Origin of the sequence: Janthinobacterium sp. J1-1 (genome assembly GCF_030944405.1) — a bacterium.
Classification (GTDB): Bacteria; Pseudomonadota; Gammaproteobacteria; order Burkholderiales; family Burkholderiaceae_D; genus Janthinobacterium.
Map to the genome: position 1 here is coordinate 6,073,644 of NZ_CP132339.1, position 19,492 is coordinate 6,093,135.

General features: G+C 58.1%; 13 protein-coding genes, 2 tRNA genes and 3 rRNA genes. 8 read left to right on the top strand and 10 right to left on the bottom strand.

What is annotated here, in order from left to right; all coding sequences use genetic code 11:
• Positions 1 to 4: 4 nt before the first annotated feature.
• Positions 5 to 1,303, bottom strand: a complete 1,299-nt coding sequence (locus tag Q8L25_RS27715) for a leucine-rich repeat-containing protein kinase family protein (RefSeq protein WP_308922447.1) — start codon at positions 1,301 to 1,303, stop codon at positions 5 to 7.
• A gap of 23 nt (positions 1,304 to 1,326) precedes the next feature.
• Positions 1,327 to 2,553, bottom strand: a complete 1,227-nt coding sequence (locus tag Q8L25_RS27720) for a YbfB/YjiJ family MFS transporter (RefSeq protein WP_308922448.1) — start codon at positions 2,551 to 2,553, stop codon at positions 1,327 to 1,329.
• Between the two features lie 78 nt (positions 2,554 to 2,631).
• On the opposite strand from Q8L25_RS27720, the gene Q8L25_RS27725 reads away from it, so the two are divergent.
• On the top strand, positions 2,632 to 3,240 hold the full coding sequence (locus Q8L25_RS27725) for a helix-turn-helix domain-containing protein (RefSeq protein WP_308922449.1): 609 nt from the start codon (positions 2,632 to 2,634) through the stop codon (positions 3,238 to 3,240).
• Between the two features lie 189 nt (positions 3,241 to 3,429).
• On the opposite strand, the gene rrf is transcribed toward Q8L25_RS27725, so the two are convergent.
• The 5 genes from rrf to Q8L25_RS27750 form a co-directional block, all read right to left on the bottom strand.
• Positions 3,430 to 3,542 (bottom strand): 5S ribosomal RNA (gene rrf / locus Q8L25_RS27730).
• A gap of 138 nt (positions 3,543 to 3,680) precedes the next feature.
• Positions 3,681 to 6,570: ribosomal RNA gene (locus Q8L25_RS27735) — 23S ribosomal RNA — on the bottom strand.
• 240 nt (positions 6,571 to 6,810) lie between these two features.
• Positions 6,811 to 6,886 (bottom strand) — tRNA-Ala (locus tag Q8L25_RS27740).
• A 19-nt stretch (positions 6,887 to 6,905) separates the two neighbouring features.
• Positions 6,906 to 6,982, bottom strand: a tRNA-Ile gene (locus Q8L25_RS27745).
• A 79-nt stretch (positions 6,983 to 7,061) separates the two neighbouring features.
• Positions 7,062 to 8,592, bottom strand: a 16S ribosomal RNA gene (locus Q8L25_RS27750).
• Together the 16S, 23S and 5S rRNA genes with 2 tRNA genes alongside form the textbook arrangement of a ribosomal RNA operon.
• 600 nt (positions 8,593 to 9,192) lie before the next feature.
• Between Q8L25_RS27750 and Q8L25_RS27755 the strand changes: the two genes are divergently transcribed.
• The 3 genes from Q8L25_RS27755 (at position 9,193) to Q8L25_RS27765 (ending at position 12,665) form a co-directional block, all read left to right on the top strand.
• Positions 9,193 to 10,521 (top strand): histidine kinase, encoded by a 1,329-nt coding sequence (locus tag Q8L25_RS27755; RefSeq protein WP_308922450.1) that lies wholly within the window; start codon positions 9,193 to 9,195, stop codon positions 10,519 to 10,521.
• A gap of 71 nt (positions 10,522 to 10,592) precedes the next feature.
• The gene (locus Q8L25_RS27760; RefSeq protein WP_308922451.1) at positions 10,593 to 11,351 is read left to right on the top strand and encodes a LytTR family DNA-binding domain-containing protein; all 759 of its coding nucleotides are present in this window, start codon (positions 10,593 to 10,595) and stop codon (positions 11,349 to 11,351) included.
• Between the two features lie 165 nt (positions 11,352 to 11,516).
• Complete coding sequence (locus Q8L25_RS27765; protein WP_308922452.1) at positions 11,517 to 12,665, top strand: PAS domain-containing sensor histidine kinase; 1,149 nt, start codon at positions 11,517 to 11,519, stop codon at positions 12,663 to 12,665.
• A 52-nt stretch (positions 12,666 to 12,717) separates the two neighbouring features.
• Here Q8L25_RS27765 and Q8L25_RS27770 read toward each other — a convergent pair whose 3' ends face one another.
• From Q8L25_RS27770 to Q8L25_RS27780, 3 genes are all read right to left on the bottom strand, one after another.
• Positions 12,718 to 13,710: a porin gene (locus Q8L25_RS27770; RefSeq protein WP_308922453.1), complete on the bottom strand. Its 993-nt coding sequence runs from the start codon at positions 13,708 to 13,710 to the stop codon at positions 12,718 to 12,720.
• A 172-nt stretch (positions 13,711 to 13,882) separates the two neighbouring features.
• Positions 13,883 to 14,533: a class I SAM-dependent methyltransferase gene (locus Q8L25_RS27775; protein ID WP_308922454.1), complete on the bottom strand. Its 651-nt coding sequence runs from the start codon at positions 14,531 to 14,533 to the stop codon at positions 13,883 to 13,885.
• Between the two features lie 55 nt (positions 14,534 to 14,588).
• Entirely contained in the window at positions 14,589 to 15,530 is a 942-nt protein-coding gene (locus Q8L25_RS27780; protein ID WP_065306706.1) for a CysB family HTH-type transcriptional regulator, read from the bottom strand.
• Positions 15,531 to 15,683: 153 nt separating this feature from the next.
• On the opposite strand from Q8L25_RS27780, the gene Q8L25_RS27785 reads away from it, so the two are divergent.
• The 4 genes from Q8L25_RS27785 to Q8L25_RS27800 are packed head-to-tail and all read left to right on the top strand — an operon-like array spanning position 15,684 to position 19,491.
• Positions 15,684 to 16,457: a sulfite exporter TauE/SafE family protein gene (locus tag Q8L25_RS27785; RefSeq protein ID WP_308922455.1), complete on the top strand. Its 774-nt coding sequence runs from the start codon at positions 15,684 to 15,686 to the stop codon at positions 16,455 to 16,457.
• 54 nt (positions 16,458 to 16,511) lie between these two features.
• Complete coding sequence (locus Q8L25_RS27790; RefSeq protein WP_308922456.1) at positions 16,512 to 18,200, top strand: nitrite/sulfite reductase; 1,689 nt, start codon at positions 16,512 to 16,514, stop codon at positions 18,198 to 18,200.
• Positions 18,193 to 18,753 carry a DUF934 domain-containing protein gene (locus Q8L25_RS27795; protein WP_308922457.1) on the top strand — a complete coding sequence of 187 codons (561 nt, stop codon included), beginning with the start codon at positions 18,193 to 18,195 and terminating at the stop codon, positions 18,751 to 18,753. The genes Q8L25_RS27790 and Q8L25_RS27795 overlap by 8 nt, the downstream gene beginning before the upstream one ends.
• 21 nt (positions 18,754 to 18,774) lie before the next feature.
• Positions 18,775 to 19,491 (top strand): phosphoadenylyl-sulfate reductase, encoded by a 717-nt coding sequence (locus Q8L25_RS27800; protein WP_308922458.1) that lies wholly within the window; start codon positions 18,775 to 18,777, stop codon positions 19,489 to 19,491.
• Position 19,492: the final 1 nt, after the last annotated feature.

The window sequence follows — 19,492 nt, forward strand, 5'->3', positions numbered from 1 at the left end:
TTTTTTATGCCAGCGGCACTGCCGCCAGCGCCTGCTCCAGTTGCGCGAAACGGGGCCGCTGCAAGGGCTGTTCCTGCAAGCAAGCACTCGCCAACGCCTGCAGCGCCGGCAAGGGCGTATCGCAGCGATCCAGCAATTCCTCCAGCAGCACGCCAAAGGCACGCACCTCGATACCCTGCAGTACAGCCGCGATCGCCGCGTCGGGAGCAAACAGCGAGGCACCGCCAAAGTCGCCCAGCAGGCAACGTCCATCCGGGTGGCGCAGGATATTGTGCGCGTACAAGTCGCCGTGCAGAATGCCATGCGCATGCAGTTGCTGCGTCGCCGACGCGATGCCATGGGCAATCGCCAGCACCTGCCGCTCGCTGAAACGCACGGCACTGTCGTACATGTCGCGCGTGCAGGATGCCAGGCTGGGCGGTCCCGCCAGATTGACAAACGCCGGATCGATCAGCGGCATTACCAGCCCCGGCGATCCTTGCGGGTGAGCGCTTACCGTACCGAGGATGGGGATCATGCCGGCATGCGCGCCGGCGCTGACGCAGGCCGCCATTTCGCTGCGCGGCAAGCCATCGCTGGTCATCGCGCCCTTGAACACCTTGACGGCCACCGGCTTGCCGTCCAGTGTCGCCTGCGAAATCACCCCCGAGGCGCCCTCGCCCAGCTGCCGTCCGATCCGCAGGCGCTCCCAGGCTATATGCGCCAGGCCGGCGGCGTCCAGGGCGGCCGTTTCACGCGTCTCATTGAACGGGTTGCCGGCGCAGGCAAGCCAGCTCAGGCGCGGCAGTTCCTGCAGCCAGTCAGGCAAGGCCGGCAGGCGGTTGGCGGAGATACGCAGCAATTCCAGCCGCGTGCAACGCGCCAGCGAGGCCGGCAAGGAGGTCAGGCGGTTACCAGCGAGCATCAGCTTTTGCAGATACACACAGTCGCCGATCTCATCGGGCAGCACGTCGATGGCGTTATCGGTCAGGGTCAGCCAGCGCAGCTTGGGCGGCAGCGACGCGGCCGGTACCTCGCGTATTTGGTTGGCCTTGAAGCCGATCATGCTCAGCTCCGGACAAGCCCCCAACACTGCCGGCAAGGTCGTAAACAGATTGTTTGAACAAAACACGATGCGCAGTTTGCGCAGGCGCGGCAAATCATCGGGCAGCGACGACAGCGCATTGCCCGTCAAGTCGAGAATTTCCAGCGTATCGGCCAGATCGAAGATCTCGGGTGGAAACGAAGTCAGGCCGCAGGACAGGCTCAAACGCTGCGCGCCGGCCAACTGGCCGGCGCGCAATTGTTCCAAAGTAGTGGACAAGGCATGCTTTCAAATCGATAAAATCAAAGTGTAGCAGGCGCCCGTTTTCCACTCAGCATTTTTTGCGCCACATCGGCCAGCAAGGCCAGCACCAACGCGCCGACCGCCGTGACCAGCAACACATGGTAATTGCCGCCGCTATGCGAAAACATCCAGGAGTAGCCATAGCCGGCCAGCGCCTGGAACAGGGCAAACACGGTGGTGGCGCGGCTCCAGGCCGCATTTTGCGCGGCGGCGTCATGCTGCAGCAGCTCATGCAAGCGGCCCAGGGTGATGGGGACGATGCCGGGAGGAAAAGTTCCCACGACAAAGGTCGCCAGCATCAGCACCGCATGTTGCTGCAATACCATCATCACACCCAGCGCCACCGCCTGCAGCAACAGTGCCAGGCGGCTGGTCATGGCCGGGCCGATACGGTCGGCCAGCGCGCCATACAGCATCGGGCCGGCAATCGCGCCCAGTCCATAGATGACCCAGAAAACAGCCGCCTCATGCGCGCCCCAGCCCAAGCCACGGGCCACGTAATCGACCAGGAACACCATCATCGGCACCAAGGCCACGGCCATCAAGGCATATTGCACGAACAGGATATTCAGGGCCAGGGCCATGCCGGGCGGCTGTGCGGCGCCATGTTGTGCGGGGAGCGGCTTGCCGGTCGGCGGCGTGGCCGGCCAGAAGGTCCAGCTGATGATCGCCAGCAATAGCGACAAGCTGCCCAATCCCAGCCAAGCGGCGCGCAGGCCCAGTTGCATCAGCAGCGGCACCAGGGTGCCCGAGGCGGCGACACCGAAGCCGATGCCGACAAAAATCGCCCCTCCCGCCAGCCCCCTGCGGTGCACCGGCACCTGGGGCAAGACGGTCGACGCGACCAGTACCATGATGCTGCCGCCTGCCAGGCCCGACAAAAAGCGCCAGATAAAAAACCAGCTGACCGACAGAGGAAACGCGCAGGCAAAAAAGGCCAGCGAGGCCAATACCATCATGCCGCGCAGGATGAAATGCGCACTGAGACGCCGCGCCATCGGCCGGCCCAGCAAGGCGCCGGCCAGATAGCCGAGCAGATTGGCCGCGCCCAGGTAAATCACGTCGTCCACCGAAAACCAGTGGGCTTCGATCAGCGAGGGGATCAGGGGCGTATATGCAAAGCGGGCCAGGCCGATACCGACCAGGCTGGCGCACAGGCCGGCGGCAATCGCGCGCAAGCTGGCGCCGGTATTGTCCTGGTCGGCGATGGGGGATGTTGCACTCATGAACGTCTTTCGTCAGTGATCATGTTTGACAGAATAGTCAAACTTGACAGTGGTATCAAGAATACCCATAATTCCAATATGGCTGGTAAAAAACAATTCAACGAAGAACAGACCCTCGATCGCGCCATCGGCGTTTTCTGGGAACGCGGCTACGCCGCCACCTCGATGCAGGACCTGGCGCAGGCGACGGGCGTGCTGCGCGGCTCGCTCTACAACGCCTATGGCGACAAGCAGGCCATTTTCTTGCGCGTATTCGAACGCTATCGGCGCACCTTCCTCGACGCGGCGCGCCTGCAACTGGCGGCAGCCGACCCGGCCACCGCCCTGCACGATTTTTTCGCGTACACCATCAATACCATGACCGAGGCCGTGCCGCCGGTCGCACCGTCGCAGGAAACGTCCACCCGTGGTTGCCTGACGACAAAAATCGCCACCGACGAAACCGCCATGGATGAACCGGTGCGCACCGCCTTGCGCGGCATGCTCGATGAACTGGAAGAGATTCTGTTGACGCGCCTGGCGATGGCCGATGCGCGTGCCCGCCTGACCTTGCCACCAGCCGACGCAGCCCGCCTGGCGGCCACCTTGACGCGGGGTATCGTCGTGATGGAGAGGATTTACCATGCGCCGGTGGCGCTGCTGGCGACGGCCGATTCGCTGGTTGAGGTGTTGTTTAATCCAAAGTAAAGGTGTCGCGGCCAACCATGTTGTCGGCTTACGCGCTGCGCGCTAATCCGACCTACGCACGTTCACGGTCCCGTAGGTCGGATGAGGGCCGCAGGCCCGTAATCCGACAACATAGTTGGCATCAACTTTCATCAGACGAAAAAAAACCCGACCATTTCTGATCGGGTTTTCTTCTCCTACTTATAACAAGCCTGACGATAACCTACTTTCACACTGGTTGCAGCACTATCATCGGCGCAAAGTTGTTTCACGGTCCTGTTCGGGATGGGAAGGGGTGGGACCAACTTGCTATGGTCATCAGGCATAACTTGTACTGACGGTTGCTCCCGATGGGGCAGCAGCGTCATGAATCTGGAAGAAGCAAAGATTGGGGTAATGAATGTCGTATCAACACACACGCAACGTTGTACCGTCTTATCCTCTGTACCTGCTAAGGTTATAGGGACAAGCCGTACGGGCAATTAGTACTGGTTAGCTTAATGCATTACTGCACTTCCACACCCAGCCTATCAACGTCCTGGTCTCGAACGACCCTTCAAAGAGCTCAAGGCTCTGGGAAATCTCATCTCAAGGCAAGTTTCCCGCTTAGATGCTTTCAGCGGTTATCTCTTCCGAACTTAGCTACCCGGCAATGCCACTGGCGTGACAACCGGTACACCAGAGGTTCGTCCACTCCGGTCCTCTCGTACTAGGAGCAGCCCCCTTCAAATTTCCAACGCCCACGGCAGATAGGGACCAAACTGTCTCACGACGTTTTAAACCCAGCTCACGTACCACTTTAAATGGCGAACAGCCATACCCTTGGGACCGGCTACAGCCCCAGGATGTGATGAGCCGACATCGAGGTGCCAAACTCCCCCGTCGATATGAACTCTTGGGAGGAATCAGCCTGTTATCCCCAGAGTACCTTTTATCCGTTGAGCGATGGCCCTTCCATACAGAACCACCGGATCACTATGTCCTACTTTCGTACCTGCTCGACTTGTCAGTCTCGCAGTTAAGCACGCTTATGCCATTGCACTATCAACACGATGTCCGACCGTATCTAGCGTACCTTCGAACTCCTCCGTTACACTTTAGGAGGAGACCGCCCCAGTCAAACTGCCTACCATGCACTGTCCCCGATCCGGATAACGGACCAAGGTTAGAACCTCAAACAAACCAGGGTGGTATTTCAAGGTTGGCTCCACGAGAACTAGCGTCCCCGCTTCAAAGCCTCCCACCTATCCTACACAGATTGGTTCAAAGTCCAATGCAAAGCTACAGTAAAGGTTCATGGGGTCTTTCCGTCTAGCCGCGGGTAGATTGCATCATCACAAACATTTCAACTTCGCTGAGTCTCGGGAGGAGACAGTGTGGCCATCGTTACGCCATTCGTGCAGGTCGGAACTTACCCGACAAGGAATTTCGCTACCTTAGGACCGTTATAGTTACGGCCGCCGTTTACTGGGACTTCAATCAAGAGCTTGCACCCCATCATTTAATCTTCCAGCACCGGGCAGGCGTCACACCCTATACGTCCACTTTCGTGTTTGCAGAGTGCTGTGTTTTTATTAAACAGTCGCAGCCACCAGTTTATTGCAACCCTTTCACCCTCATGGAGTAAACCAATCAAGCTACCGGGGCGTACCTTTTCCCGAAGTTACGGTACCAATTTGCCGAGTTCCTTCTCCCGAGTTCTCTCAAGCGCCTTAGAATACTCATCTCGCCCACCTGTGTCGGTTTGCGGTACGGTCTCGTATGACTGAAGCTTAGAGGCTTTTCTTGGAACCACTTCCGATTGCTTCATGAATAAATTCACTCGTCTCAACCCCTTGAATTCCGCACCCGGATTTGCCTAAGTGCCTTCTATGAGCCAAAAACCAACTATTCCAACAGTTGGACAACCTTCCGCGATCCGTCCCCCCATCGCATCATACGACGGTGCAGGAATATTAACCTGCTTCCCATCAGCTACGCATCTCTGCCTCGCCTTAGGGGCCGACTCACCCTGCTCCGATGAACGTTGAACAGGAAACCTTGGGCTTACGGCGTGGAGGCTTTTCACCCCCATTATCGCTACTCATGTCAGCATTCGCACTTCTGATACCTCCAGCATCCTTTACAAGACACCTTCGCAGGCTTACAGAACGCTCTCCTACCATATCTATCTGTGATAAATCACAGAACAATATCCGCAGCTTCGGTGACTGGCTTAGCCCCGTTACATCTTCCGCGCAGGACGACTCGATCAGTGAGCTATTACGCTTTCTTTAAATGATGGCTGCTTCTAAGCCAACATCCTGACTGTTTTAGCCTTCCCACTTCGTTTTCCACTTAGCCAATCTTTGGGACCTTAGCTGGCGGTCTGGGTTGTTTCCCTCTTGACGCCGGACGTTAGCACCCGACGTCTGTCTCCCAAGCTCGCACTCATCGGTATTCGGAGTTTGCAATGGGTTGGTAAGTCGCAATGACCCCCTAGCCATAACAGTGCTCTACCCCCGATGGTGATACTTGAGGCACTACCTAAATAGTTTTCGGAGAGAACCAGCTATTTCCAAGTTTGTTTAGCCTTTCACCCCTAACCACAGCTCATCCCCTAATTTTTCAACATTAGTGGGTTCGGACCTCCAGGGCGTGTTACCGCACCTTCATCCTGGCCATGAGTAGATCACTTGGTTTCGGGTCTACACCCAGCGACTGATCGCCCTATTCGGACTCGATTTCTCTACGGCTTCCCTATCTGGTTAACCTTGCCACTGAATGTAAGTCGCTGACCCATTATACAAAAGGTACGCAGTCACGGAACAAGTCCGCTCCTACTGTTTGTATGCACACGGTTTCAGGATCTATTTCACTCCCCTTCCGGGGTTCTTTTCGCCTTTCCCTCACCGTACTGGTTCACTATCGGTCGATTACGAGTATTTAGCCTTGGAGGATGGTCCCCCCATATTCAGACAGGATGTCACGTGTCCCGCCCTACTTGTCGTACGCTTAGTACCACCGGTCCGATTTCACATACGGGGCTATCACCCACTATGGCTCCTATTTCCAGAGGATTCTGTTATCGGTCCGACTATCACGTACAGGCTCTTCCCATTTCGCTCGCCGCTACTTTGGGAATCTCGGTTGATTTCTTTTCCTGCAGCTACTTAGATGTTTCAGTTCGCCGCGTTCGCCTTGCATACCTATGTATTCAGTATGCAATACCCTAAAAGGGTGGGTTGCCCCATTCGGAAATCTGCGGATCAAAGTGTGTTTGCTCACTCCCCGCAGCTTATCGCAAGCTACTACGTCCTTCATCGCCTGTAATCGCCAAGGCATCCACCATGTGCACTTATTCGCTTGTCCCTATAACGTTAGCCTCTTCATTCTTTCAAACGAAAAGAGCGCTACAGGGATAAGAAAGTACAACGTTGTTGCTTGTTTGTTGATACATACAATCATTACCCATCGATTCACCTTTTACGGCAAACCGATCAATAAATAATCTTTACTTCTTCCAGATTGTTAAAGAACATACAGCACTTGGTCTCTAAAAGACCAAACCTAAATTCAATCACCGATGTGATCAACTTACGTTTGAACTTTTGGTGGAGGATGACGGGATCGAACCGACGACCCCCTGCTTGCAAAGCAGGTGCTCTCCCAGCTGAGCTAATCCCCCTGAGATTTACTACAGAAACTGGTAGGGCTGGTTGGACTCGAACCAACGACCCCCGCGTTATCAACACGGTGCTCTAACCAGCTGAGCTACAGCCCCAAATGCTGTTCTTCTTTATTAACAGCCGATAAGTGTGAACATTTGATGGTGAAGCATTGCTGCCTCGTGCAAACTCTAGAAAGGAGGTGATCCAGCCGCACCTTCCGATACGGCTACCTTGTTACGACTTCACCCCAGTCACGAATCCTACCGTGGTAAGCGCCCTCCTTGCGGTTAAGCTACCTACTTCTGGTAAAACCCGCTCCCATGGTGTGACGGGCGGTGTGTACAAGACCCGGGAACGTATTCACCGCGACATGCTGATCCGCGATTACTAGCGATTCCAACTTCATGCAGTCGAGTTGCAGACTACAATCCGGACTACGATACACTTTCTGCGATTAGCTCCCCCTCGCGGGTTGGCGGCGCTCTGTATGTACCATTGTATGACGTGTGAAGCCCTACCCATAAGGGCCATGGGGACTTGACGTCATCCCCACCTTCCTCCGGTTTGTCACCGGCAGTCTCATTAGAGTGCCCTTTCGTAGCAACTAATGACAAGGGTTGCGCTCGTTGCGGGACTTAACCCAACATCTCACGACACGAGCTGACGACAGCCATGCAGCACCTGTGTACTGGTTCTCTTTCGAGCACTCCCTGATCTCTCAAGGATTCCAGCCATGTCAAGGGTAGGTAAGGTTTTTCGCGTTGCATCGAATTAATCCACATCATCCACCGCTTGTGCGGGTCCCCGTCAATTCCTTTGAGTTTTAATCTTGCGACCGTACTCCCCAGGCGGTCTACTTCACGCGTTAGCTGCGTTACCAAGTCAATTAAGACCCGACAACTAGTAGACATCGTTTAGGGCGTGGACTACCAGGGTATCTAATCCTGTTTGCTCCCCACGCTTTCGTGCATGAGCGTCAATCTTGACCCAGGGGGCTGCCTTCGCCATCGGTGTTCCTCCACATATCTACGCATTTCACTGCTACACGTGGAATTCTACCCCCCTCTGCCAGATTCTAGCCTTGCAGTCTCCAATGCAATTCCCAGGTTGAGCCCGGGGATTTCACATCAGACTTACAAAACCGCCTGCGCACGCTTTACGCCCAGTAATTCCGATTAACGCTTGCACCCTACGTATTACCGCGGCTGCTGGCACGTAGTTAGCCGGTGCTTATTCTTCAGGTACCGTCATTAGCAGGAGATATTAGCTCCCACCGTTTCTTCCCTGACAAAAGAGCTTTACAACCCGAAGGCCTTCTTCACTCACGCGGCATTGCTGGATCAGGCTTGCGCCCATTGTCCAAAATTCCCCACTGCTGCCTCCCGTAGGAGTCTGGACCGTGTCTCAGTTCCAGTGTGGCTGGTCGTCCTCTCAGACCAGCTACTGATCGATGCCTTGGTAGGCTTTTACCCTACCAACTAGCTAATCAGATATCGGCCGCTCCACGAGCATGAGGTCTTGCGATCCCCCACTTTCATCCGTAGATCGTATGCGGTATTAGCGTAACTTTCGCTACGTTATCCCCCACTCCAGGGTACGTTCCGATATATTACTCACCCGTTCGCCACTCGCCACCAGAGCAAGCTCCGTGCTGCCGTTCGACTTGCATGTGTAAGGCATGCCGCCAGCGTTCAATCTGAGCCAGGATCAAACTCTTCAGTTTAATCTCTGTTACTTTGCCCTGTTACAGGCACCGTCATTGCTGACGGGTCGCTCACTCAAAAAACTGACAGGCCACTACTTTCGTAGCGTCCTATTTCATTATTTCTTGTGAACATTTGATATTTTAAGTTTTACGTCAATCCGAAAATCGACGCTGCACTTCATCAAATGCCCACACTTATCGACTGTTAATTGTTAAAGAACGGTATTCGGTACTGCGTGTTTCGCGCTATCGACAAAGCGTTGTGTTTGTCAGCTGCGAAGAAGGAAGATTATGAAGCTTATTCAGCATTTCGTCAACCTTCTTTTCTACCCCCGTTTAACTCTGCAACACTTTGTTTTGTGTGCGTCGTTTTGCGAGGAGGCGAACTATAGCAAAGCCGCCCGATGTCTGCAACATCTATTTTCCTGGATCAACAATACCTGCTTACCGCCCACCCGGCATCCTGTTCACTTCAAGCGCCTTTTTGTGCAGCCTGTCGCAAGCGGCTGGCATGGCTGCCCTGCTTCAGGCACAGTGGCAACATCAGATTTTGACGCGCATCAGCATCAGTTACACTTGCCCACCGCGTCGATTCATTCCTTGCCAAGAAAGCGTCCCATGTTTCCGATTTCCAGCCTGCCCCAATTGCTGAAAACCCTGCTCGCCTGGCTGCAAAAGGCATTCGACGCCACCACGACCTGGGTCACCCAATTATCCTGGTGGAAATTTTTCCTGTTCGCCGCGCTGGCCCTGATCGCCGGCTCCATCCTGCAAGATGAACTGTTTTCGTCCAGCCCCGATGAAGAAGTGGTGATCAAGTCACACAAGCGGGCCAGCAAGAATACCGGCGAGACGAATATCCTGATTGACGATACGGGCATCCACTTCAATCCGCGCAACAGCAAGAGCCGCCGCAATACGGAAAGCACGGGCACCGATGCCACGCCGGCGGACGCCAGCCCGACGGACGCAAGCGCGGACAGCAGCGACACCACGCCTGAAGAGCCGACACCAGCCGTGCCGCCGGTACCGCCCGTCCCACCGGTGGCGCCAGCCAAGCCCAGCTATCCTGTCACCACCAACGCTTCCGGCGAGGAAGTCCATATCGAGCTGCCGCCGCAAATCGGCGAAGAGTTGTCGAACGCCATCGAGGAAGCGGTCGACGATGCTGCAGAACAAAAGGTTTCGCGCTACCACCAGCAAGCCTCGACCTGGTTCAAGAGTTTTGTTTCCTTGCTGGTACTGGCCCTGTTTGCGATGAAGGCCCTGGTCGGAGGCAAGAAGCGGGCGGAAGCGGAAACGGTGACGGCCAATGAGGCAGCCGAGCGCGCCTCCATGCAGCGCCAGCTCAGCGAAGCGAAGATGCAGATGATGCAGGCACAGGTGGAGCCGCACTTCCTGTTCAACACGCTGGCCTCGGTCGAACACCTGATCCAGGTCGATCCGCCGCGCGCGGCCAAGATGCAGCGCAGCCTGATCCAGTATTTGCGCGCCGTGCTGCCGCAAATGCGCGACAACGCCCTGATTACCAATCTGGGCCGCGAGGCGGACATGGTGCAAGCCTATCTGAACCTGCTGAAAATGCGCATGGAAGAGCGGCTGACGGTCGATTTCCAGATTCCCGATGGGCTGCGCAGCGCCGCCTTCCCGCCGATGATGCTGCAGTCGATGGTGGAAAACGCCATCAAGCACGGCCTGGAAGTGAAACCGGAGGGCGGCACCCTGCGCATCGTGGCCGAAGTGGCACACAGCAAGCTGCGCGTGATCGTCACCGATGACGGCCTGGGCTTTGGCGCCGTCCCCAGCGATGGCACGGGACTCGGTTTGCCGACCATCCGCGAACGGCTGAAACTGCTGCATGGCGACCAGGCCAGCCTGACGATTACGCCAAATCAGCCGAGCGGCGTGTGCGCCGTGATCGAAGTGCCGTATCAACTGTCGAAATAAGACCACTCTGTAGTTGATAAAAACGCTAATTCATTGAATAATCAATCTTCGCCAGTTCACACTTGATGACCATGCCTACCGCTATTATTGCCGACGACGAAAGACTGATGCGCGACCAACTGCGCTTGCGACTGGGCCAGGCCTGGCCCGAACTGGAGATCATCGGCGAGGCCAAGAATGGCGACGAGGCGATCGAACTGGTCGATCAGCTGAAACCGGACTTTACGTTCCTCGATATCCGCATGCCGGGCAAGACCGGCATGGAGGCGGCGCAAGTGATCGGCAACAAGAGCCGCATCGTGTTCGTCACCGCCTATGACAGCCACGCCGTCGAAGCGTTCGAACGCGGCGCCGTCGATTATGTGCTGAAGCCGCCCGAGCACGAGCGCCTGTTGATCACGGTGGACCGCCTGAAGACGCACCTGAGCAAACCAGCGCTGGACGTCAACAGCAGCGTGACGGCCATGCTGTCGCAGCTGGCCGAGAAAATCACCGCCAAGCCGACCTACCTGCAATGGATACAGGCCAGCATCGGCCAGGACTTGCGCATGATCCCGGTCGAGGAAATCCTGTTCTTCCGCTCGGACGAGAAATATACCTGCGTGCAGACGGCCAAATATGAAGCGCTGATCCGCAAGCCCGTGCGCGACCTGGCCGAAGAGCTCGACCCTTCGCTGTTCTGGCAGATCCACCGCGCCACGCTGGTCAATGTCAACGCCATCGAAGGCGTGACGCGCGATATCCGCGGCCGCCACCTGGTGCTGATCAAAGGCAAGACCGACAAGCTGGAAGTGAGCCGCAGCTTCTTGCACCTGTTCAAGCAGATGTAAGCGAGCCGCGCAGGCCGCGCCACGCAGACCGGAGCCACGCAGGCCCGGCCTGCGCAAGATCAAGCCCCCCCGCCTCAATCAGCCTACGCTGCATGAAGTCCCGTCCGCACTTCCCCCTGCTCGCCTTTCTTTGATCTGTCGTTGATCCATCCGCAAGGAGCGCCCATGCCCGGCCGTGCAAAAACAGGATTGTTGCGCATGCTGCCGCTGGGCATGGCGGCCGCCGCCACTTATTATCTGTGGCGGCCCTTCAAGGCCAGGCGCCAGGCGGAGCCCACTGCGCCGGCCAGCGAGGCCATGCTGGCGATCGACAGCGAGCAGTCCATCGTGCATGCCAATGCGGCAGCCGCGGCCCTGTTCGGCAGCACGCCGGAGGCCATGCGCGGCATGCCGCTGGGCCACTTCATCTTGCGCGATTTGCGCAGCCTGGACAGTAACTTGCCTTTCCTTGACATCGGCCAGCAACTGCGCCTGACAGGCCGGCGCGCCACCGACGCCACCCTGATGGGCCGCAAGGTCGACGGCGCCATGTTTCCGCTGGAGGGTTCATTAACGGCGAGCACCGGGCACGAGGGCGCCGTCGATACCGTCCTGGTGCGCGACATCAGTGCGCGCAAGCAAGTCCACGAACAACTGGCGCGCTCGTTTGCGCAGCTGCGTGAACTGTCGAGTGCGCTGCAAACCATCCGCGAGGAAGAGCGCAAGCATATCGCGCGCGAGTTGCATGATGACCTGGGCCAGTTGCTGGCCACCTTGCGCGTCGACCTGACATTGGCGCGCCAGCATGCCGACATGACGGCGCCGTTGCTGCGCCTGCTGCACGAAATGGATGGCTTGCTGGTGACGGCGATTTCCTCGCTGCGCCGCATCGCCAGCAATCTGCGCCCGCGCGCCCTCGATGAAGGGGGGCTGTATTTTGCGCTGCAAACCTTGCGCCACGACTTCCTGCTGCGCCAGGCCGTGCATTTCGAACTGATGGCTGACGAGGGCGACCTGGTGCTCGACGACGAGCGCAGCACGGCCATTTACCGCATCGTGCAGGAGGCGCTGACCAACATCGCCCGTCATGCCGAAGCCAGCCATATCACGATCGCCCTGCACCGCATCGATTCCATGCTGTCGATCACGATACAGGATGACGGCAAGGGCATTACCGACCGCGACCTGGAAAAAGCGGCGTCGCTGGGATTGCTGGGCATGCGCGAACGGGTATGGGGCTTGAACGGCAGCATACAGATCGGCGCCGACAGCGAACTGGGCGGCACCCGCATCGACATCATGCTGCCCATGCATGCAATCACATCCTCACCATAAAAAAAAGGCGCTCCACGGAGCGCCTTGCTTCACACCACCATGCTGGTGTTGCTTAGAACTTGTGGGTCATGCCCAGCTGGTACATCGATTTGTCGCTGAACTGGTCGCGGCCGGCGTAGCCGTAGACGGCGGTACGCTTCGACAGCGGATAGTCATAGCCCAGGCCGAAGGCCTTGGCGGTTTCCTTGCCGCTGACCAGGCTGCTGTCCTGTTTCTGTTTCACATAGCTGGCCTTGATCGCGCCACCGCCGATGTCATACGCCAGGCCGATCAGGAAGCTCTTGAATTCGCCGTTGACAGCAACGTCGGTGTCGGCCTTCGAGTAGTCGAACGTGACTTTGGCAGGACCGAATTTGTAGCCGCCGCCCACCAGCCACAGAGTTGGTTCGGCAGTGGCGTTGGCCACCGTCTGCACTTTTTTCTGGTAGCCGGCGTGGGCGCTGGCTGGGCCCATGTCATAGGTGGCGACCACGCTGTAACCCGAATCGGCATCCTTGATTTCGCTGGCGACGACCTGGCCGCTGATGACGAAACCGCTGAAGGTCGGGCTGTTGTAGGTCACGGAATTGCTGACGCGCGAAGCGCCCACCACCGAACCGCCGGCGGCAGGGCCGTTTGGCGACTGGCCGCCGCGCATGACTGGCTCATTGATCTTGCCGATCACGCCGTAGGTGTTGAACGGGTCGACGCGGGCCAGGGTGCCGTCCAGCAGATCCTTGGTACGACCCAGGTACACGGTACCGAAGTTGCCGGTCAAGCCTACCCATGCCTGGCGGTCAAACAGGGTGTTGGCCGTGGCTTGCGCGCCGGTGTCAGCCTTGAATTCGCTTTCCAGGTTGAAAATGGCTTTCAGGCCGTTGCCCAGATCTTCCGTACCCTTGAAGCCGATGCGCGAAGCCTGATTCTCACGTTCCACGATGGACGAACCGCTGGTCTTGGCCAGGCCCAGATCGACCACGCCGTAGACGACGACGTTCGATTGCGCCTGCGCCGTAGCGGCTGCGAAAGAAGCGACGATCAATGCTGCCAGAGTAATTTTTTTCACTTGAGATTCTCTACATTAGGTTGGACAAAATTTGGTGCTGCTCAGCTGCTGAACCGAATCATGCCAAGCAAATGCTTCAACAATATGACATCGGCAATCTGTTGTTTTTTGGCACTCTTTTCCTCAAGACGAAAAAAAACCGCCCGCAGGCGGTTGTATGGCGTGGTGCCGCTTACTTCAGGCGGCAGCTCAGCAGCCAGTAATATTCGAGGCGCTTCATGCGGATCTCGCGCGCGGAATGGGCGAACTTCTTGCGCAGGTGGCTGTCCGATGGGAAATTTTTCAGCACTTCATAGCGCTCGCCCGCGTCCGTCGTGCGGAACTGGTGGGTGTTGCCTTCCAGGTCGGTACGGGCGATGACGGTGCTGCTGCCGTCGACATAGGAATTGTCGATCAGCACCAGCATAATGTCCTTGCCCAGCTTGCTGCGCAACTGTTTCAGGTATTTGTCCTGGTCTTCGCGCTTGACATGCGACCACCAGAAACCGGCGAACACGGCAGTGAATTTGCCCGCCAGGTCGTCCGGCAAGTTGAATGCGTCCAGCTTGGCGAAGGTCACGTTGTCGGGCAAGCCACGGGCCTGGGCCAGCGCCAGCATTTCATCGTTGATGTCGGTCGCCAGCACCGATTCGGCCGCGTCGGCAACCACCTCGGTCCAGTAGCCGGTGCCGCAGGCCAGTTCCAGCACGGTATGGCCTTCCAGCACGTCGGCGACCTTGTCGCGCAACACTTCCAGGTCCTCCTGGCGTTCGGGCTTGTCATAGACGCGCTCGTACTGCTGCGCGATGGTGGCGTAATATTGGGCAAGCTGATCGGTAATCATGTTTCTTCTCTTATCTAGTCAGAACCGGGCACTCGCCCGGCTTGGTGCTGCATTGTTATAGTTCGTAGTGCTCTTTATCGCCGCTCATCGCCTGTTCGATCAATTTCCGGTTCAGGGTGGGGGTCAGCAACTCGATAAAGGTGTAAATGTAGCTGCGCAGATAGGCGCCCTGCTTGACGGCCACGCGCGACACATTCATGCCGAACAGGTGGCCGACAGGGATGGCGCGCAAGCCCCGGTCGCGCTCGGCGTCGAAGGCCATGCCCGCTATGATACCAATCCCCATGCCCAACTCGACATAAGTCTTGATCACGTCGGCGTCGATGGCCTCCAGCAGGATGTCCGGTTTCAGGCCGCGCAGCACGAAAGCGTGGTCGATCTTGTTGCGGCCGGCAAACGCGCTGTCATAGGTAATCAGGGGAAACGCGGCGATTTCCTCCAGCGTGACCGACTTCGATTTGAGCAGCGGATGATCGACCGGCACCACCACCACATGCTCCCATTGATAGCAGGGCAAGGTGATCAGGCCGTCGATGGCGGCGATCGATTCGGTGGCAATGGCGAGATCGGCCTGGTCGCGCTGTACCATCTCGGCGATCTGGCGCGGGTTGCCTTGCAACAAGGACAATCTTACCTTCGGGAACTTGATCATGAACGCCTGCACCACCTTGGGCAAGGTGTAGCGCGCCTGCGTGTGCGTGGTGGCAATGGTAAAACTGCCGCTGTCCTGTGCCGCGTATTCCTTGCCGATGCGCTTCATGCTGTCGATTTCCTGCATCACCAGCTCGACCGATTCGAGCACCAGGCGGCCCGGCTCCGTCAGGCCGCGGATGCGCTTGCCGTGGCGCGTGAAGATGTCGACGCCCAGCTCTTCTTCCAGCTCGATGATGGCTTTCGACACGCCCGGTTGCGAAGTGAACAAGGCCTTGGCCGCGTCCGTCAGATTATAGTTCTGCCGAACCGCTTCGCGCACGAAGCGCAGTTGATGGAGATTCATTGCTGGTTTTGCCTTAAAATGTGCCGCGCTTCCGCCCTACCGATGATTTTACATTCATGCTTATACACATATCGCATATAAGCAAATGCATACTTAGTAGTTTGGAATAAACACTAAGTTTATTACTATTGCGGGTACTTTGGGGGTGCAAGCATGACTTTGTCTTATATAGTCTCAGGATTTGCCGTCGGTTTGCTGGTCGGCATGACCGGTGTCGGTGGCGGCTCGCTGATGACTCCGTTGTTAACATTGCTGTTTGGCGTCTCGCCATCGGTTGCCGTCGGCACCGACCTGGCCTTTGCCTCGATTACCAAGAGCGCCGGCACCCTGACGCACCGCCTGCGTGGCACCGTGCGCTGGGATATCGTCAAGCGCCTGTGCATCGGCGCCTTGCCCGCTGCGGTCGTTTCCACCCTGGCCCTGAAGTCGTTCGGTACCCTGTCGCCGGAAATCGGCCAGATCATCCGCTACTCGATCGCCGGCTCGGTGCTGCTGACCGTGGTTGCCCTGATCTTCAAGGGCCGCATGCTGAACTGGATCAACGCCCATCCTGAAAAACAACTGCAAGGCAACAAACTTGCCGCCGCGACCATTATTTCCGGCGCCGTGCTGGGCGTGCTGGTTACCGTCTCGTCGATCGGCGCCGGCGCCATCGGCGCGACCTTGCTGGTGATGCTGTATCCAAGCATGAGCTCGGCCGAAGTGGCCGGCACCGACATCGCCTATGCCGTGCCCCTGACGGCGATTGCCGCGCTGGGCCACTGGTGGCTCGGTTCCATCCACTGGGAACTGCTGATCTCGCTCTTGATCGGCTCCCTGCCCGGCATCACGCTCGGCTCGTGGGTGGCGCGCTCGGTACCGGAAAAATTCTTGCGCGTACTGCTGGCGATGACCTTGACCACCGTGGCAGTAAAGCTAATCTACTAATTCACATACAATCCCAGGCAATCTTCCAGTACCCCGGCTTATTTAGGACTCGATATGTACCACTACGATCAGTACGACCATCTTATCGTCAAAGAACGCATTGCGCAGTACCGCGACCAGGTTGCGCGCCGGCTCGCCAATGAATTGACGGAAGAAGAATTCATTCCGCTGCGCCTGCAAAACGGCCTGTACATGCAGCGCCACGCCTACATGCTGCGCATCGCCGTGCCGTACGGCCTGCTGTCGTCGAAGCAGATGCGCATGTTTGCCCATATCGCGCGCAAGTACGACCGCGGCTATGGCCACTTCACCACGCGCCAGAACATCCAGTTCAACTGGGTCGAACTGGAACAGACGCCCGATATCCTGACCGACCTGGCCTCGGTGGAGATGCACGCGATCCAGACTTCCGGTAACTGTATCCGGAATACAACGTCGGACCCGTACGCCGGCGTGGCCGCCGATGAAATCATCGATCCGCGCCCGTATGCGGAAGTGTTGCGCCAGTGGAGCACTTTCCACCCCGAGTTCATCGCCCTGCCGCGCAAGTTCAAGGTCGCCATCAATGGCGCCGAACAGGACCGCGCCGCGATCGCCGTGCACGATATCGGCCTGACGGCCGTGCGCAACGAAGCGGGCGAAGTGGGCTTCAAGGTGATGGCCGGTGGCGGCATGGGCCGCACGCCGATCCTGGGCAGCGTGGTGCGCGAATTCCTGCCATGGCAACATCTGCTGACCTACACGCAAGCCATCATGCGCGTGTACAACCTGCACGGCCGCCGCGACAACAAGTACAAGGCGCGCATCAAGATTTTATTGAAAGCCATCGGCGTGGAAGAATTCACGCGCCAGGTGGAAGCGGAATGGGTCGACCTGAAGGACGGCGCGGAAACCCTGACGACCGAGGAAATGCAGCGCGTGGCGGACTTCTTCAATCCGCCGGCCTACCTGGAACTGACGGACGTCGATTACGCCGGCGAACACGCGGACAACAAGGCCTATGCCAACTGGATCCTGCGCAACGTCAAACCGCACCAGCGCCCAGGCTATGTGGCGGTGGTGCTGTCGCTGAAGAAAACTGGCGTGCCGCCGGGCGACGCGACGGCCGAGCAGATCGATTTCGTGGCCGATCTGGCCGACCGCTACAGCTTTGGCGAACTGCGCGTCACGCACGAGCAGAACCTGGTGCTGGCCGACGTCGAGCAGTCGAAACTGTTCAAACTGTGGCAGGAAGCCAAGGCGCATGGCCTGGCCACGCCGAATATCGGCTTGCTGACCGACATGATCTGCTGCCCTGGCGGCGATTTCTGCTCGCTGGCCAATGCGAAATCGCTGCCGATCGCGGCCGCGATTGCCGAGCGGTTCGACAATATCGACTTCCAGCACGATATCGGCGAAATTGAACTCAATATTTCCGGCTGCATCAACGCCTGCGGCCACCATCATGTGGGCAGCATCGGCGTGCTCGGTGTCGACAAGGATGGCAGCGAATGGTATCAGGTGTCGATCGGCGGCGCGCAAGGCAACAACGCCGCCATCGGCAAGATCATCGGACCATCGTTCTCCGCCTTGCAGATGCCGGAAGTTATCGCCCGCCTGCTGCATGTGTATGTACGCGAACGCCATGAAGGCGAACGCTTTGTCGACACGGCACAGCGCCTGGGCCTGCCGCCCTTCAAGGAACATGTGTATGCAACGCCGATCACCGTCGGCAACCTGGTCGGAGAAGACGAATATGTTTGAAGTACGCGAAGAAATCATCAAGAACGCCGCAGTAGTGCCGAATGACTGGGGCCTGCTGCGCCTGGACGAGGGCGACACGCCGGAGTCCGTGGTTGTGCCTGAAGGCAAGGCCATCGTGCCGCTGCTGGTGTGGCAAGCCCAGCGCGAGGCGCTCGCCGCCCGCCTGCCGGACATCGGCGTGTGGCTGGCCGGCGACGAGCGTCCGGAAGAACTCGCCGATGTGATCGCCCAACTGGCCGTGATCGCGATCGACTTTCCGAAATTTACCGATGGCCGCGGCTATTCGATCGCTTTTAATCTGCGCGCCCGCCTCGGCTACAAAGGCGAGCTGCGCGCCATCGGCGACGTGCTGCGCGACCAGCTGTTCTCGATGCACCGCGTGGGCTTTGACGCCTATGCGACGCGACCGGACCGCAGCATCCATGACGCACTGAAAGGACTGTCCGTGTTTTCGGAAACCTACCAGGCCTCGTGGGACCAGAAATCGCCGCTGTTCCGCCGCCACCACCGCGAAGGCCAGAATCCCGACCTCGACAACGCGGCCGGCATCTGAATAAAGGCAACGAAGATCACCATGAGCGACCTCTCTACTTTAATTGACGCCACCCAGCAAACGCTGACACGCATCGCCGCGGATTTTTCGCCGGCCGTGTTCGCCTCTAGCCTGGCAGCCGAAGACATGGTGCTGACCGACATGATCCTCAAAGCGAAGCTGCCGATCGGCATCTTTTCGCTGGAAACGGGCCGGTTGCACCAGGAAACCCTGGCCGTGCTCGGCAAGGTCAAGGACCGTTACGAGCATGACATCACGCTGTACCGTCCGCAGCCGGAAGCCGTGGCGCAGTATGTGGAACAGAACGGCCTGAACGCCTTCTACAACAGCGTCGAGATGCGCCGCGAATGCTGCCGTATCCGCAAGGTCGAGCCCTTGGGCCGCGCCCTGGCCGGCAACAAGGCCTGGGTCACGGGACAGCGCCGTGCACAATCGACCACGCGCGCCGAACTGCATGTGCAGGAAGAGGACGCGGCGCACGCGATGACCAAATTCAACCCGCTGGCCGACTGGTCGGAAGAGGATGTATGGGCGTATATCCGCGCCAACGACGTGCCCTACAATGCGCTGCACGACCAGGGCTATCCGTCGATCGGCTGCGAACCGTGCACCCGCGCGGTCCAGCCCGGCGAAGACGTGCGGGCCGGCCGCTGGTGGTGGGAAAACCCCGATTCCAAGGAATGCGGCCTGCACATGGTGGACGGCAAGTTGATCCGCATTAAATCCGTGGCCGCCTGAA